Raw genomic sequence first — 15,843 nt, 5'->3', positions numbered from 1 at the left:
TGAGTGGGTATTATCACTTTGTGCTATTTAAACATTGCGCACCGGCATTAAAACCCGGTGCGCAACTATCACAGTTCTAAATCAACTCGCAAACTGACGGAACAGGGCTTTGCCCTTTAGCAGCCGCGTGCCGAGCCAGCCGCCGCAGAGGGAAAGCAGCGCAGCGCCGCACAGAGGCAGGGTCAACCAGAGACGCCAGTCAGGCTCCCACGGGAAGTCGAAGACCTTTGTCTGCAGCACCGCCAGCGCCGTTTCCGCGCCAATGGCCGCTACCAGACCCGCCACCAGCCCCAGCAGCGCAAACTCGCTCCAGAGCGTCATTCGCAGCAGCCGCTTACCGGCCCCTAGCGTGCGGTAGACAACCAGCTCCTGATGGCGCTGGCGCATGCCCACCTGTACCTGAGCCAGCAGCAACAGCACGCCGCAGATCGTCACCAGCACCACCATGACCTCCAGCGCGCGGCTCACCTGCTCCAGCACCTGCCCTACCTGCTTCAGGATCGCCCCGATATCCAGCAGGCTGACCGTTGGAAACTCCCGGTTGAGCTGGGTCAGCATGCCGTTGCCGTTTTCCCAGCGGAAGCTGGTCAGCCAGCTCTGCGGCTGCCCGTCCAGCGCGCCCGGCGGGAAGATAAAGAAGAAGTTTGGCCGCAGGCTTTCCCAGTCCACTTTACGCAGGCTGGTGACTTTCGCGGTAAAATCCTGGGTATCGCCGGTAAAGGTGACGCTGTCCCCGAGCTTCACGTTCAGCCGCATCGCCAGCCCCTCTTCCATCGAGACTTCCCCCGCTTTCGGCGGCCAGGTGCCGGCGGTTATCGGGTTATGGTCAGGGCGTTTCTCCTGCCAGGTCAGGTTCAGCTCGCGGTTCAGCGACTCGTCCTTATTCCCCTCCGTTGGCTGACCGTTGATCTGCGTCAGACGCGCGCGCACGATGGGATAGAACGACTCAGGGATAATGTGATGCTCCGACAGGAAGCCCTTCAGCGGCGTGACCTGCTCAGGGGCAATGTTGATCAGGAAATAGTTCGGGCTTTCCGGGGGAAGCTGCTGCTGCCAGCGATCCAGCAGATCGCCGCGCAGCACTAACAGCAGCGCTAGCAGCATAAACGACAGCGAAAACGCCGACAGCTGGCTCAGCGTTGACCACGGCTGATGCAGCAGGCGGTTGACCGCCAGGCGCACGGGCAGGGATTTCACCGTGAGCCGCTTCAGGACGTTGAGCAGTATCCAGCCCAGCACGCCGCACAGCAGCGCCAGCACAACCGCCCCGGTCAGTACCGCCCACAGCAGCGTGCTGCCCCCCATCAGCCACGCCAGCAGCCCCACCGCCACGGCAATAATCACCGGAAGGTAGAACTTCAGCGGCCAGACGTTCGCCACCACATCGTTGCGAAGCACGCGCAGCGGCTGCGTCGCGAGCAGCAGGCGGTAGGGGCGTAGCCCCACCAGCAGCGAAATCACCGTCATTGCGCCCATCGCCCACAGCCACGGCCAGAGGCTGGCCGGCGGCAAGGCGGCCGGGAGCACCGGCTTCAGCATCACCATCAGCAGTTTTTCAAACAGCAGCCCCATTATTCCGCCGGTCAGCGCGGACAGAATCAGCAGCATCAGCCACTGGCCGACAATCAGCTTGCGCAGCTGCGCCCTGCCCGCCCCCAGGGTTTTGAGGATCGCCACCAGGTCGTAACGGCTGCGGCAGTAATGCCCCATCGCCACGGCAACCGCCGCCACCGCCAGCAGCAGGGTCAACAGTGCCGAAAGCAGCAGGAACTGCTGAGAACGCTCAAGAGATTTACCGAGCGCCCCTTCGTCCTGCTCCAGCCCGTACCAGCGGTGCTCTGGTTTGAGCTGCGGCAGAAGCCATTTTTCGTACGCGTCAAGCTGGGCAGGCGTGCCGCCAAACTTATAGCGCCAGGTGACGCGGCTGCCCGGCTGAACAACATGGGTTGCCGCAACATCCGCGGTGTTCATCAGCAGGCGCGGCGCAAGCTGGAAGGGGTTAAAGCCGGAGTCAGGCTCCTGCACCACTTCCCCGGCGATTTTCAGCGTGGCGTCACCGACGTCGATACTGTCGCCGGGTTTCAGGTTCAGAAGCGCCATCAGACGTGATGCCAGCAGCACCGTGCCGGGCTTGGGCTTCAGCCCGGGCGGGCTGGTCTGCAGTTCGCCGTACATCGGGTAGATATCATCGACGGCTTTAACGCTGGCGAGCTGCGGCGTGTCGCCCGCAAAGGTCATGGTCTGGAAGCTTATCTGCTCCCCCACCTTCAGCCCTTCTTTACGCGCCTCTGCAATCCAGCCCGACGGCACCGGGCGGGAGCTTTGCAGCGCCCGGTCCCCCGCCATAAACTCCCGGCTCTGCTGGCTGAGCCCTTTTTCCATGCGGTCGCTGACGCTGCCGAGCGCCAGCACGCAGGCCACCGCCAGGCTTAGCGCCAGCCAGACAATCAGCAGCGAGGGGGAACGCCACTCGCGCCAGAACCAGCGGGTAATCATGCCTCCTCCTGAAGAATACCGTTCACCAGCCGCAGGCGGCGATCGCAGCGGGCGGCGAGCTGAGGATCGTGGGTCACGAGGATCAGCGTGGTGCCGTGCTCGCGGTTGAGCGAAAACAGCAGGTCGGCAATCCGGTCTCCGGTTTTACGGTCAAGGTTACCGGTGGGCTCATCGGCAAACAGGACTTCGGGACGACCGTTAAACGCCCGCGCCAGCGCCACGCGCTGCTGCTCGCCGCCGGAAAGCTGTGCGGGAAGATGGTCGAGACGCTTGCCCAGACCGAGCTGCTCCAGCAGCGCCTTCGCGTGCGCCCGGCTTTCACGGCTGTTTTCACCGCGAAGCAGCGCCGGGAGTTCGACGTTTTCAAGCGCGTTCAGGGTCGGGATCAGCATGAAGGACTGGAAGACAAAACCAACGTGACGCGCGCGCAGCGCGGCCCGCGCCTCTTCATCAAGCTGATGCAGCGGTTGCCCGACAAGATGGACCTCGCCGCCGCTGCCGTCGTCCAGACCGGCCAAAATCGCCAGCAGCGTGGACTTACCGGAGCCGGATTCGCCAATCAGCGCGATGGTTTCAGCGCGTTTGACAACGAGTTCAACTCCAGTAAGGATGGAAAGCTCGTGTTCCCCCTGACCGACGGACTTCTTAAGATGATGAACTTCAACACTGTTTTCCGCTGGCATTTGCCCTTCCTGTTTTTGATTCTGATGACCTTCCGCGCGGCGGCTGCGGACACGTTACTGGTTCTCGGCGACAGCCTGAGCGCAGGCTATCGCATGGCGGCCAGCGCGGCCTGGCCCGCGCTGCTCAACGACAAATGGCAGAGCAAGACGTCGGTAATCAACGCCAGCATCAGCGGCGATACCTCGCAGCAGGGCCTGTCGCGCCTGCCTGCGCTGCTCAAACAGCATCAGCCTCGCTGGGTGCTGGTGGAGCTTGGCGGTAACGATGGATTGCGCGGTTTTCAGCCTCAGCAAACCGAGCAAACGCTGCGCACCATTTTACAGGACATTAAGGCGGCAAACGCCCAGCCGCTGCTGATGCAAATTCGCCTGCCGGCCAACTACGGTCGTCGGTATAATGAAGCCTTTAGCGCGATCTACCCTAAGCTTGCCAAAGAGTTTGATATTCCGCTGCTGCCATTTTTCATGGAAGAGGTGTATCTCAAACCCCAGTGGATGCAAGACGACGGGATCCACCCCAATCGCGATGCTCAGCCGTTTATTGCCGACTGGATGGCAACGCGGCTGGCTCCTTTAGTTAAACATGACTCCTGATTAAGCGGAGATTCTGACAGGTAAAGTTATGCAAAAATCGGTCTTAATTACAGGATGTTCCAGTGGAATCGGCCTGGAAAGCGCGCTCGAACTGAAGCGCCAGGGGTTTCGGGTGCTGGCGGCCTGTCGCAAACCCGACGATGTCGAACGCATGAACGGGCTGGGCTTTACCGGCGTGCTGCTGGATATGGACTCGCCGGAGAGCGTTGAACGCGCCGCCGATGAAGTGATCGCGCTGACCGACAATCGTCTGTACGGGCTCTTTAACAATGCCGGCTACGGCGTGTATGGCCCGCTGGATACGCTCTCCCGCGAAACGCTGGAGAAACAGTTTTCGACCAACTTCTTCGGCGTGCATCAGCTCACCATGCGTCTGCTCCCCGCGATGCTGCCGCACGGTGAAGGGCGCATCGTGATGACATCGTCAGTGATGGGGCTGATTTCCACCCCCGGCCGCGGCGCCTACGCCGCCAGCAAATATGCGCTGGAGGCCTGGTCCGACGCCCTGCGCATGGAGCTGCGCCACAGCGGCATCAAGGTCAGCCTGATTGAACCCGGCCCGATCCGCACCCGCTTTACCGAAAACGTGAACCAGACGCAGGCGGATAAGCCGGTCGAAAACCCCGGCATCGCCGCACGTTTTACCCTCGGGCCAGAGGCGGTGGTGGCCAAAGTGCGCCATGCTTTTGAGAGCGAACATCCCAAAATGCGCTATCCGGTAACGCTGGTCACCCACGCCGTAGGCTGGTTAAAGCGCCTGCTGCCGGGCCGGATGATGGACAAAATTTTGCACGGTTGAGTTGAAGCGACGACGCTCATCCCCATGTAAAGAACAAACCGACAAAAGAGAAAGCCGCATGTCCGTACAGAATATCGTCAATATTACAGAAGCTAACCTGCAACAGACCCTTGAACAGTCGATGACCAAACCGATCCTGTTCTACTTCTGGTCTGAACGCAGCCAACACTGCCTGCAGCTGACGCCGGTGCTGGAAAGCCTTGCTGCCCAGTACAACGGTCAGTTCATTCTCGCCAAGCTGGACTGTGACGCCGAGCCGATGGTGGCGTCTCAGTTTGGTCTGCGCGCCATTCCTACCGTTTATCTGTTCCAGAACGGTCAGCCCGTTGATGGCTTCCAGGGGCCGCAGCCGGAAGAGGCGATTCGCGCCCTGCTGGATAAAGTGCTGCCGCGCGAAGAAGAGCTGAAAGCGCAGGAAGGCATGGCGCTGATGCAGGAAGGTAAATACGACGAGGCGCTGCCGCTGCTCAAAGAGGCGTGGCAGCTGTCGAATCAGAATAGCCAGATCGGCCTGCTGCTTGCGGAAACGCAGATCGCCCTGCACCGTTCAGAAGACGCGGAAGCCGTTCTCAAGACGGTTCCGCTCCAGGATCAGGACACCCGCTATCAGGGTCTGGTCGCGCAGATTGAGCTGCTGAAACAGGCCGCGGACACCCCGGAAATTCAGCAGCTGCAGCAGCAGGTTGCCGACAACCCGGCCGACGCTGCGCTGGCAAGCCAGCTGGCGCTGCAGCTGCACCAGGTCGGGCGTAACGAAGAGGCGCTGGAGCTGCTGTTCAGCCACCTGCAAAAAGACCTGGCAGCCGCAGACGGTCAGGCGCGTAAGATGTTCCAGGAAATTCTGGCCGCGCTGGGCACCGGAGACGCGCTGGCGTCGAAGTATCGTCGTCAGCTGTACGCGCTGCTGTACTAACAAAAAAATGCCCGGTGGCGCTAACGCTTACCGGGCCTACAAAACAGGCTTAACCCGTTTTCTTTAATTGCGTCACCACCAACTGGTGACGCGCGTTGTAGAACTTCCGATAGGTCAGGTAGCAGGCAATGATGGTTGACAGGCTTGCCGTGGAAAGCAGCATAAACGTCACCATGATCTGATACTTAATCGCTTTTACCGGATCGATACCGGCAAAAATCAGCCCCGACATCATTCCCGGCAGGCTCACCAACCCCACCGTTTTGGCTGAATCGACCGTTGGGATCAGCGATGAGCGAATGCTCTCACGAATCAGCCGCGCCGAGGCCACTTTAGGCGTCGCTCCCAGGCTTAACTTCTCCTGAAGCTGCTGCTGTTCACTGCTGAAGCGCTGGCCGAGATTGTTATAACACAGCCCAACGGCCACCATGGCGTTCCCCGCGATCATCCCTGAGATAGGGATAACCTGCATCGGCGTAAAGGCAATCGAGCCGGAGAGCACCAGCACCGCCAGCGTGAGCGCCGTCCCGGTGGTAATAGCGATAAACGAAGAGATAAACGCCTTATCTATATATTTACTGCGTTTTTTCGCATTCCACGCCGCGTTGAAACAGATAAAGAGCACCATCAGCAGCGTCAGCACAGCGTGGTTGACGTTGAAAATATACTTCAGCACATAGCCGACGATGATGAGCTGAACCACCGCGCGGCAGATACTCCACACAATATCTTTTTCCAGCCCCAGCTTTTCCCGGTAGCTGACCACAATCGCAATCAGCACCAGCACCATCGAAAACGCCAGTGATTCATTGGTAATGTTATGCTCACCCACGGTTAGCCTCCTGCATTTTCCCGCCGTGCGGCTGAAGCGTAATCACGTCATCCGCATGGGTTATTTCATTAGCGTCGTGCGTCACCCACAGCACGGCAATATTCTGCTCCCGGGCGTAGCGATGAATAATCTCGTTAACGTTGCGCTTGTTGACGTCATCGAGCGCGCTGGTAATTTCGTCCAGCAAAAGCACCTTCGGTAAAAACTGCAGGTTGCGGATCAGCGAGACGCGCTGCTTTTCTCCGCCCGACAGCGCAGAGATGGATTTGGTTAACGTCTCCTGCGCCAGACCAAAGCGGGCAAGATCGCTGATAAACTTTTCCGGCTCCGGCGTTTTATTGCGGATTTGCCACGGGAAAATCAGGTTGTCATAAACCGTATCGCCAAAAAGCGCGGGGGTTTGCACGCAGTAGGAGACCTGCTGGCGATAGTTTTCCGGGGACAGTGTTGCGATATCCTGTCCTTCAAACAGAAGGGTGCCCTCCGTCGGGCTGAGGAGTGAGGCCACAATTTTCAGCAGCGTGCTTTTACCGCAGCCTGAAGGGCCCGTGATTAATTTAAACTCGCCCGGCGACAGGCTAAACCCGACGTGCTGAAGAATAATGTTTTCTCCGGCACGAAATCCAATATCCCTGAGATGTAATAGTTCTTTTTTATCGTTCATTACGCTTCCGTTAACCGCTTCGTGTAATAACCGCCTGTAGCATAATCCTTTCGTGCGCACAGAGCGAATAGCCTCACGCTAAAGCAAGTGTTAAACTTTTTGTTTGTCATTTGTCTCCACCATCACTACAGGAAGTAAGCAGCATGGCACATATCTTTTATGAGTTTCCTTCCCTGAAGCCTGGCGTTCCTGATGTCGAAACATTAATGGAAGTCATCAAATCTTCGGAACTCACGCGTTTTGTCATTGGTGCAGAGGTGGTGGATTTTGTTAAGAAGGCGCTCATCGTGAACACCACGATTGGCAGTTTCAAAAATTGCTATTTCGCCTTCGGCAACGGGACACACTTCCTGGAATTTGACGGCAAGGGAAAATCAAAACGTTTCAATGAAGTACCCGACTGGTTCGTCTCTCCGGCTGAATTTTCTCGTACCCAGTGGCTTATCAACCACGATCTTGCGGATGTAAAGGCCACCCAATTCATTGACGTGCTGATGTCCTACCCGCTGAAAGAGCGCCGCGCGCACTGTAATTTGTTATTCGGACTGGAGCTGGAAAAGGTGAATGCGGTTCCGGCCGCAGCGTCAGCCGCAGGGAAAATCGGCAATAAAAACGGCAAAACGACCAAACCGCGCGTGACCGATCTGGGATCGTTTGAATTGTTCAGCCAGTTCTTTGCGCGCATGAAAACCGCCGTGCTGGCCGATGAGTTTCCTACTCTGCAGGTCCTGACGGGCATGGATAACCTGACTAAAGCGCCGCATAATTTAAAGCAGGGTATCAGGACGTGGTTCAAGGCCATCGCGGGCGATCTTCCACCGAATAACAAACGCGTAGAAGCGGGGAATGCCGTTCTGTTCTGCGCCCCTATCCGCGAACAGATCCAGCGTATCGAAGCGCTGGGGCTGGAGAAGTACTACCAGGGATTATCGAAAGCCATTGCCGAAGCGGGTGATGGATTCATCTCTGACTTTACCTATACTTACGAGCAATAAACACACACTTTCACTCGTCACAGCATGCAAAACAGGAGGTTTTTATGCTTATCGTTGTTCCTGTCCTTATTTTCGTTGCGCTGGTTATCGTGGGCGCAGGCGTCAAAATTGTCCCTCAGGGTTATCAGTGGACCGTCGAGCGTTTCGGTCGCTACACCAATACCCTCCAGCCGGGCTTAAGCCTGATTGTTCCGTTCATGGACCGGATTGGTCGCAAGATCAACATGATGGAACAGGTACTGGACATTCCGTCTCAGGAGAACATCTCCAAGGATAACGCCAACGTCACCATCGACGCCGTCTGCTTTATTCAGGTGATTGATGCGCCGAAAGCGGCCTATGAGGTCAGCAACCTTGAGCTGGCGATCGTCAACCTGACGATGACCAACATCCGTACCGTGCTCGGCTCGATGGAGCTGGACGAGATGCTTTCCCAGCGCGACAGCATCAATACCCGCCTGCTGCACATTGTCGATGAGGCAACCAACCCGTGGGGGATCAAAGTCACCCGTATCGAGATCCGCGACGTGCGTCCGCCGGCTGAGCTGATCGCCTCCATGAACGCCCAGATGAAGGCCGAGCGAACCAAGCGCGCCTATATTCTGGAAGCCGAAGGGGTGCGTCAGGCGGAGATCCTCAAAGCGGAAGGGGAAAAGCAGTCGCAGATCCTGAAAGCGGAAGGCGATCGTCAGTCCGCGTTCTTACAGGCAGAAGCGCGTGAACGTTCAGCCGAAGCGGAAGCCCGCGCCACTCAGATGGTGTCTGAGGCGATTGCCGCAGGTGACATCCAGGCCGTGAACTACTTTGTCGCGCAAAAATATACCGATGCGCTGAAAGAGATAGGCTCCGCGAACAACAGCAAAGTGGTGATGATGCCGCTGGAAGCCAGCAGCCTGATGGGCTCTATCGCCGGTATTGCCGAGCTGATTAAAGACAGCGGAAACGAGCGTAAAAAATGATTGAGCTGATTGTTGCACATCCTCACGCCTTCTGGCTAAGCCTCGGTGGCTTATTGCTGGCGGCGGAGATGCTGGGCGGCAACGGCTACCTGCTCTGGAGCGGTGTTGCCGCCGTCATTACGGGCCTTCTGGTCTGGATCCTTCCCCTGGACTGGGCGTGGCAGGGCGCACTGTTTGCCGTGCTCACGCTGGTGGCCGCGTGGCTGTGGTGGCGCTGGCTAAACCGGCGGGTTAACGAGCAAAAACCGCTGGACGCGCACCTCAACCAGCGCGGACAGCAGATTGTCGGCAAGCGTTTTACGCTCGACACCGCGCTGGTAAACGGGCGCGGGCATATGCGCGTGGGCGACAGCTCGTGGCCGGTGGTCGCCGACGACGACCTCAGCGCCGGCACGCGGGTTGAGGTCATTGCTGTGGAAGGCATTACCCTGCGGGTGAAAGCCTGCTAAGCAGAAGCCTTACGATGACAGCAGCCGGCAAGATTGTCGATAATCGGGCAGTCGGCGCTGTCATCCCCCGGACAGGATTCCGCGAGCTGCAGCAGCTGTTCGCGCATCGCCTGCAGCTCAATGATGTGGCGTTCAATCTCGGCCACTTTTTCCAGCGTGCGTTTTTTCACGTCGGCGCTGTGACGCTTCGGATCGTTGAACAGGTTTACCAGCTCGCCGCACTCTTCCAGATTAAAACCGACCTGTCTTGCCTGGCGCAGCAGCGTCAGTTCATCCAGATGCAGCTGCGTGTAGCTGCGGTAGCCGTTTTCGCTGCGCAGCGGCGGCGTCACCAGCCCCTTCTCTTCATAAAAGCGGATTGCCTTGCTGGTTAAGCCGGTTTTTTTTGCCACGTCACTGATATTCACATTTCCCCCTTGACCTTCCCCTTGATGGAAGGTTTAACCTTCATAACAGTTAGCGAAAAGCGTTACTCCGGTCAACTACTGACCAGTTCATTATACGGGAGTTTTGTTATGTCTCACACTATCGACCTGACGCTGGACGGCCTCTCATGCGGCCACTGCGTCAAACGCGTTAAAGAAAGCCTGGAACAGCGCCCTGACGTTGAAAGCGCTGACGTGACTATCGATCATGCCGCCGTAACAGGCAGCGCCAGCGCGGATGCGCTGATCGATACCATCAAGCAGGCCGGTTACGGGGCGGAGTTAAGCCACCCAAAGGCTAAACCGCTGGCAGAGTCATCATCCCCGTCGGAAGCGCTGACAGCGGCCACTCCTGAGCTTCCGGCTGCTGATGATATTGACGACAGCCAACAGCTGCTGATCAACGGCATGAGCTGCGCCAGCTGCGTCTCCCGGGTACAAAACGCCTTGCAGGCCGTACCGGGCGTCGCGCAGGCACGGGTAAACCTCGCGGAGCGCACTGCGCTGGTGATGGGCAGCGCCTCCGCCGCAGATTTAGTGCAGGCCGTTGAGAAAGCGGGCTATGGCGCAGAGGCCATCGAAGATGATGCCGAACGCCGCGAGCGCCAGCAGGAAACGGCTATCGCCACCATGAAGCGCTTCCGCTGGCAGGCGATTGTCGCCCTGCTGGTGGGTATTCCGGTGATGGTGTGGGGCATGATGGGTGACAACATGATGGTCACCGACGACAACCGCACGCTGTGGCTGGTGATTGGCCTGATTACCCTTGCGGTGATGGTGTTTGCAGGCGGGCATTTTTTCACTAGCGCCTGGAAGAGCCTGAAAAACCGCACCGCGACGATGGATACGCTGGTGGCGCTCGGTACCGGCGCGGCGTGGCTCTATTCAATGAGCGTGAACGTCTGGCCCCAGTGGTTCCCGATGGAAGCGCGGCATCTCTATTATGAAGCCAGCGCGATGATTATCGGCCTGATTAACCTGGGCCACATGCTGGAAGCCCGCGCCCGTCAGCGCTCCTCGAAAGCGCTGGAAAGATTGCTTGATTTAACCCCGCCGACGGCCCGCGTGGTCACGGACGAGGGTGAGAAAAGCGTCCCGCTGGCGGAAGTTCAGCCCGGCATGACGCTGCGCCTGACGACGGGCGATCGCGTTCCCGTTGACGGTAAGATAACCCAGGGCGAAGCCTGGCTGGATGAAGCGATGCTGACCGGCGAGCCTATCCCCCAGCAGAAATCAGATGGCGACGCCGTTCATGCCGGTACGGTGGTGCAGGACGGCAGCGTGCTTTTTACCGCCAGCGCCGTCGGCAGCCACACGACGCTGTCGCGTATTATCCGCATGGTGCGCCAGGCCCAGAGCAGCAAGCCGGAAATTGGCCAGCTTGCTGACAGGATCTCGGCCATTTTTGTGCCGGTGGTGGTCGGCATTGCCCTGCTGAGCGCGGCGATCTGGTATTTCTTCGGCCCCGCACCGCAGATTGTTTACACCCTGGTGATCGCCACCACGGTGCTGATCATCGCCTGTCCTTGCGCCCTTGGCCTGGCGACCCCGATGTCGATTATCTCCGGCGTAGGCCGCGCGGCCGAATTTGGCGTACTGGTGCGGGATGCGGACGCGCTGCAGCGGGCCAGCACCCTTGACACGCTGGTGTTTGATAAAACCGGCACGCTGACCGAAGGCAAACCGCAGGTGGTGGCCGTCACTACCGCAGGCATTGCGCAAGAAGAGGCATTGCGTCTCGCCGCCGCGCTGGAGCAAGGCTCCAGCCATCCGCTGGCGCGCGCCATTCTCGATAAAGCGAATGCTTCTGCCGTGGCGCAGGTCAGCAATTTCCGCACCCTGCGCGGGCTCGGCGTGAGCGGTGAAGCAGAAGGCCATACGCTGCTGCTGGGCAACCAGGCATTGCTTAATGAAAACGGTATTGATACCGCCGCCCTGGAAAGCGAGCTGAAAGCGCAGGCGTCTCAGGGCGCCACCCCGGTTCTGCTGGCGGTGGATGGCAAAGCCGCCGCGCTGCTGGTCGTGCGCGATCCGCTTCGCCAGGACAGCGTGGACGCCCTGCAGCGCCTGCACCGTGCGGGCTACCGTCTGGTGATGCTGACCGGGGACAATCCGACAACGGCCAACGCCATCGCGAAAGAAGCCGGAATTGATGAGGTTATTGCAGGCGTACTGCCGGACGGTAAAGCGGACGCCATCAAGAAGCTGCAAAGTCAGGGTCGTCAGGTGGCGATGGTCGGCGACGGCATCAACGATGCCCCGGCGCTGGCCCAGGCGGACGTGGGGATTGCTATGGGCGGCGGCAGCGATGTGGCCATTGAAACAGCGGCCATTACGCTGATGCGCCATAGCCTGATGGGGGTTGCCGACGCGCTGGACATTTCAAAAGCCACGCTGCGCAACATGAAGCAGAACCTGCTGGGGGCATTTATCTATAACTCGCTCGGTATCCCAATCGCGGCCGGTATTTTGTGGCCGCTGACCGGCACGCTGCTTAACCCAGTGGTCGCGGGCGCGGCGATGGCGCTCTCCTCCATCACCGTGGTGAGCAACGCCAACCGTCTGTTGCGGTTTAAACCGAAGGATTGAACGTTGTACCCGTACGCGCTAGCATGAACCTTTCCGTTCATGGAGCGCGTATGGGTCTGTTTAATCGTATAAAAGCATCGTTTCGCGCCCTCTTTCCTCGCCGTTATGCCTGGCCCGGTCTGGATATCTCTCTCCCTGGCGGGCAGCACCTGCATCTGGTCGGCAGTATTCATATGGGTACGCAGGATATGTCTCCCCTGCCACCCGGCCTGATTAAACTGCTGAAACACGCTGATGCGCTGATCGTTGAGGCGGACATTTCGGGTCAGGAGTCGCCGTTTGCCGGGCTTGAGAGCGATCTCACCCTGGCGGAGCGTCTGAATGAAACCCAGCTTGCGGAACTGACGCGCGTCGCGGATGAAACCGGCGTGTCGCTCTCCATGATTGACACCCTGCCGCTCTGGCAAATTGCGATGGTGCTGCAGGCTACGCAGGCGCAGCGTCTGGGCCTGCGCGGTGATTACGGCATTGATTACCAGCTACTTAACGCGGCAAGGGCGCGCAGTATGCCCATCATCGAGCTGGAAGGGACGGACAGCCAGATTGCGCTTCTGCGGCAGCTTCCCGACGACGGCCTGATGCTGCTGGATGATACGTTGACCCACTGGCACACCAACGCGCGCCTGCTGCAGACCATGATTGGCTGGTGGCTGGACGCGCCGCCAGCGGACGGTAAGCTGGCGTTACCGTCGACGTTCAGCGAATCGTTATACGATGTGTTGATGAACGCGCGTAACAAAGCCTGGCGGCAGACGCTGCATGCGTTACCTGCGGGGCATTACGTGGTGGCGGTTGGGGCGTTACATTTATACGGAGAAGGGAATTTGCCGTCACTGTTGAAATAAAAAAATGGCCAATATTTCTATTGGCCCGTCAAAGAGGAATTTCATCGTTTTTATTATGCCGAAGGAGACCTTCGGTTGAGCCGATTGTCGCTCAAAGTAACCATCACTGCCAATACTATTGCGCAAGATGGTGCTATTTTTTAGACAAACGTCAGGCGTATGCTGTGTGCATGATTTGTCTGTCGTAAGAAGGATAGCTATGACTCCCGCCGTTAAATTACTCGAAAAAAACAACATTTCTTTCCGGATCCACACTTACGATCACGATCCGAATGAAACTAACTTTGGTGATGAAGTGGTGCGCAAGCTGGGGCTGAATGCCGACCAGGTTTATAAAACGCTGCTGGTGGCGGTGAATGGCGATATGAAACACCTCGCCGTCGCGGTTACTCCGGTGGCGGGGCAGCTGGATCTGAAGAAAGTCGCCAAAGCGCTGGGGGCGAAGAAGGTGGATATGGCGGATCCGATGGTGGCGCAGCGCACTACGGGCTATCTGGTGGGCGGGATCAGTCCGCTCGGGCAGAAAAAACGCCTGCCGACGCTGATTGATGCCCCTTCACAAGAGTTTGAAACCATCTTTATATCCGGCGGCAAACGCGGGCTGGATATCGAGCTGGCGGCGGGCGACCTGGCGAAAATGCTGGACGCGAAGTTTGCGGATATTGCGCGGCGGGATTGAGAAAATTGCCCGGTAGCGGCTGCGAGGTAAAAGCAAAACGGTAACAGGCGTTACCGTTTTTTGTGTTCGCACCCTCTCCCGGTGGGAGAGGGTTGGGGTGAGGGCATCAGGCCGCACACCACTACTGCCAGCTCACCTCACCTTTCGGCTCGTAGGCATTCACGTCAATCGGCGAATTCTGCTCGATGAACTGCTTCAGCACTTCCGCATCAATAAAGCCGGTATTTACGTAGCCCGGTTTGTTATCAATGTGCGGATAGCCGTCGCCGCCGGTGGCGTTAAAGCTTAACGTCGCCAGACGGTAAGTCTTGGCCGGGTCAACCGGTTCGCCTTTGATCTTCAGGTCATTAAGCTTGCCGTCTTTCGCGACGAAGCTGACGTTAGCAAACTGCGGATAGGCCCCGGAATCCGGCTTCATCTGCGCCACGGCGGTCAGGTAGTCAATCACCTCTTTCCCGCTCATGTCCGCATAGACCACCACGTTGCCGAACGGCTGCACCTTCAGGACGTCTTTATAGGTAATGTTTCCGCCCTCGATGGAATCACGAATACCGCCGCCGCTCATCACGCCGAAGTCAGCGCCGGTACGCGCCATTTGCGCCGCCAGCACCAGGTGCCCCATGTTGGTCTGCACGAAGCGAACTTTACTGCGGTCCCCCTCCAGACGACCGTTCAGCGTGCCGATTTTCACGTCCAGCTGCGCCTTGCCTTTGTTCTGGAACGGCGTCAGCAGGGAGAGCATCTGCTGGTTTTCAGCGATCTCTGGCGTGAAGAGTACGCGCTCACTTTTCCCGTCCGGGTAGGTGACTTTCTTCTTCAGGTTGACCGGGATGAGCTGATAATGAACCAGCTTCATTTCGCCGTTACGGAACTCGAAATCCGCCCGGCCGACGTATTTGCCCCACTCGTGCGCCTGAACAATCCAGATACCGTTCTGACGGTCCGGCGCGCACGGCGTGCCCGGCACGTAGTCCACCTGCTTTTTGTTCTCCGAGGCCATGCACACCGGATCCTGTGAGTGACCGCCCACAATCATTGCCAGCGAGCCCGCGGGCAGGCTGCGCGCCATTTCCACGTCGCCGGGCGCGTTAGAGCCGTGCTCGCCGTTGTCGTAGTGCCCCATGTGCGTGGTGGCGATAATCACGTCCGGCTTCTCGTTTTGCTGCAGCTCCTGAATTACCAGCTTCGCTTCGTCTGCCGGTTTGCGGAATTCGATATCGGTAAAGAACTCGGGGTTGCCAATTTTCGCCGTATCGTCAGTGGTTAAGCCGATGACCGCAATTTTCAGATCCTGGCGCTTAAACAGCGCCCACGGCTTAAACAGACGTTCGCCGGTGCTTTTCTGGTAAATATTGGCGGAGAGGAAGGGAAATTTGGCCCATTTTTCCTGCTGACGCAGCACGGTCAGCGGATTATCGAACTCGTGGTTACCCACGGCCATCGCGTCGTAGCCAATCAGGTTCATGCCGCGAAAATCAGGTTCCGCGTCCTGTAAATCGGATTCCGGCACGCCGGTATTGATATCCCCCCCCGACAGCAGCAGCACGCTGCCGCCCTGGGCCGCCACCTCTTTACGAATGCCGTCCACCAGCGTTTTTTGTGCCGACAGGCCATATTCGCCGTATTCGCTGCGCCAGAAATGACCGTGGTGATCGTTGGTATGCAGAATGGTGATTTTATAGGTTTTGTCTTTTTCATACGCCTGCGCGGGCAGGCTTACCAGGCCCCATGCGGCGATGAGCGCCAGCGCGACGCCCCGCTTCATTAACTTCATCTTCTCTCTCCCTGACCAATAGACAAAGGCAAAAATTACAGTGACTAACAAGAATAGACAAATAAGTTTTCAGAATTGCGACTTTCTTCAAATGTCCCGGGCGGGTATGTTAGTCGGATAATAATTACACCCTGCATCTCTAATAAC

15 protein-coding genes are annotated in these 15,843 nt (G+C 58.2%); 9 read left to right on the top strand and 6 right to left on the bottom strand.

Annotated features, from left to right (window positions below; all coding sequences use genetic code 11):
- Window positions 1-81 precede the first annotated feature (81 nt).
- Together ybbP and ybbA are read right to left on the bottom strand one after the other, a co-directional pair.
- On the bottom strand, window positions 82-2,496 hold the full coding sequence (ybbP, locus tag ACMWLG_RS06205; protein ID WP_045620362.1) for a putative ABC transporter permease subunit YbbP: 2,415 nt from the start codon (window positions 2,494-2,496) through the stop codon (window positions 82-84).
- Window positions 2,493-3,179 (bottom strand): putative ABC transporter ATP-binding protein YbbA, encoded by a 687-nt coding sequence (gene ybbA / locus ACMWLG_RS06200; protein ID WP_414762963.1) that lies wholly within the window; start codon window positions 3,177-3,179, stop codon window positions 2,493-2,495. Before ybbA ends, ybbP begins: the two co-directional genes overlap by 4 nt.
- On the opposite strand from ybbA, the gene tesA reads away from it, so the two are divergent.
- From tesA to ACMWLG_RS06185, 3 genes are read left to right on the top strand one after another with little or no spacing between them, the layout of a single operon-like run.
- The gene (tesA, locus tag ACMWLG_RS06195; protein ID WP_032661743.1) at window positions 3,150-3,773 is read left to right on the top strand and encodes a multifunctional acyl-CoA thioesterase I/protease I/lysophospholipase L1; all 624 of its coding nucleotides are present in this window, start codon (window positions 3,150-3,152) and stop codon (window positions 3,771-3,773) included. The genes ybbA and tesA overlap by 30 nt on opposite strands.
- A gap of 28 nt (window positions 3,774-3,801) precedes the next feature.
- Window positions 3,802-4,572 (top strand): SDR family oxidoreductase, encoded by a 771-nt coding sequence (locus ACMWLG_RS06190; RefSeq protein WP_014882827.1) that lies wholly within the window; start codon window positions 3,802-3,804, stop codon window positions 4,570-4,572.
- A gap of 58 nt (window positions 4,573-4,630) precedes the next feature.
- The gene (locus tag ACMWLG_RS06185; protein ID WP_045400756.1) at window positions 4,631-5,485 is read left to right on the top strand and encodes a co-chaperone YbbN; all 855 of its coding nucleotides are present in this window, start codon (window positions 4,631-4,633) and stop codon (window positions 5,483-5,485) included.
- 49 nt (window positions 5,486-5,534) lie between these two features.
- Here ACMWLG_RS06185 and fetB read toward each other — a convergent pair whose 3' ends face one another.
- Window positions 5,535-6,317 carry an iron efflux ABC transporter permease subunit FetB gene (gene fetB / locus ACMWLG_RS06180; RefSeq protein WP_023310623.1) on the bottom strand — a complete coding sequence of 261 codons (783 nt, stop codon included), beginning with the start codon at window positions 6,315-6,317 and terminating at the stop codon, window positions 5,535-5,537.
- The gene (gene fetA, locus ACMWLG_RS06175; protein WP_045400753.1) at window positions 6,310-6,981 is read right to left on the bottom strand and encodes an iron efflux ABC transporter ATP-binding subunit FetA; all 672 of its coding nucleotides are present in this window, start codon (window positions 6,979-6,981) and stop codon (window positions 6,310-6,312) included. Before fetA ends, fetB begins: the two co-directional genes overlap by 8 nt.
- Before the next feature lie 143 nt (window positions 6,982-7,124).
- Here fetA and ACMWLG_RS06170 point away from each other — a divergent pair, with 143 nt between their 5' ends.
- The 3 genes from ACMWLG_RS06170 to ACMWLG_RS06160 are packed head-to-tail and all read left to right on the top strand — an operon-like array spanning window position 7,125 to window position 9,384.
- Entirely contained in the window at window positions 7,125-7,976 is an 852-nt protein-coding gene (locus ACMWLG_RS06170; RefSeq protein ID WP_023310621.1) for a hypothetical protein, read from the top strand.
- A 44-nt stretch (window positions 7,977-8,020) separates the two neighbouring features.
- The gene (locus tag ACMWLG_RS06165) at window positions 8,021-8,935 is read left to right on the top strand and encodes an SPFH domain-containing protein (RefSeq protein ID WP_414762962.1); all 915 of its coding nucleotides are present in this window, start codon (window positions 8,021-8,023) and stop codon (window positions 8,933-8,935) included.
- The gene (locus ACMWLG_RS06160) at window positions 8,932-9,384 is read left to right on the top strand and encodes an NfeD family protein (RefSeq protein WP_032661457.1); all 453 of its coding nucleotides are present in this window, start codon (window positions 8,932-8,934) and stop codon (window positions 9,382-9,384) included. The genes ACMWLG_RS06165 and ACMWLG_RS06160 overlap by 4 nt, the downstream gene beginning before the upstream one ends.
- Here the strand turns inward: ACMWLG_RS06160 and cueR are convergent.
- Window positions 9,381-9,791 carry a Cu(I)-responsive transcriptional regulator gene (cueR, locus tag ACMWLG_RS06155; RefSeq protein WP_023310618.1) on the bottom strand — a complete coding sequence of 137 codons (411 nt, stop codon included), beginning with the start codon at window positions 9,789-9,791 and terminating at the stop codon, window positions 9,381-9,383. The two genes, ACMWLG_RS06160 and cueR, sit on opposite strands and share 4 nt — an antisense overlap.
- Before the next feature lie 108 nt (window positions 9,792-9,899).
- On the opposite strand from cueR, the gene copA reads away from it, so the two are divergent.
- From copA to ybaK, 3 genes are all read left to right on the top strand, one after another.
- Window positions 9,900-12,398 carry a copper-exporting P-type ATPase CopA gene (copA, locus tag ACMWLG_RS06150; protein ID WP_045400750.1) on the top strand — a complete coding sequence of 833 codons (2,499 nt, stop codon included), beginning with the start codon at window positions 9,900-9,902 and terminating at the stop codon, window positions 12,396-12,398.
- Window positions 12,399-12,448: 50 nt separating this feature from the next.
- On the top strand, window positions 12,449-13,243 hold the full coding sequence (locus ACMWLG_RS06145; protein ID WP_045400748.1) for a TraB/GumN family protein: 795 nt from the start codon (window positions 12,449-12,451) through the stop codon (window positions 13,241-13,243).
- Between the two features lie 199 nt (window positions 13,244-13,442).
- Window positions 13,443-13,922: a Cys-tRNA(Pro)/Cys-tRNA(Cys) deacylase YbaK gene (gene ybaK, locus ACMWLG_RS06140; RefSeq protein WP_023310615.1), complete on the top strand. Its 480-nt coding sequence runs from the start codon at window positions 13,443-13,445 to the stop codon at window positions 13,920-13,922.
- A 121-nt stretch (window positions 13,923-14,043) separates the two neighbouring features.
- On the opposite strand, the gene ushA is transcribed toward ybaK, so the two are convergent.
- The gene (gene ushA / locus ACMWLG_RS06135; protein WP_045400745.1) at window positions 14,044-15,696 is read right to left on the bottom strand and encodes a bifunctional UDP-sugar hydrolase/5'-nucleotidase UshA; all 1,653 of its coding nucleotides are present in this window, start codon (window positions 15,694-15,696) and stop codon (window positions 14,044-14,046) included.
- Window positions 15,697-15,843 lie beyond the last annotated feature (147 nt).

Origin of the sequence: Enterobacter sp. 01-M-02-SI-ECC, from assembly GCF_047530595.1 — a bacterium.
In the GTDB taxonomy this organism is placed as follows: domain Bacteria; phylum Pseudomonadota; class Gammaproteobacteria; order Enterobacterales; family Enterobacteriaceae; genus Enterobacter; species Enterobacter cloacae_M.
This window is presented reverse-complemented; position numbering and strand designations above follow the sequence as displayed.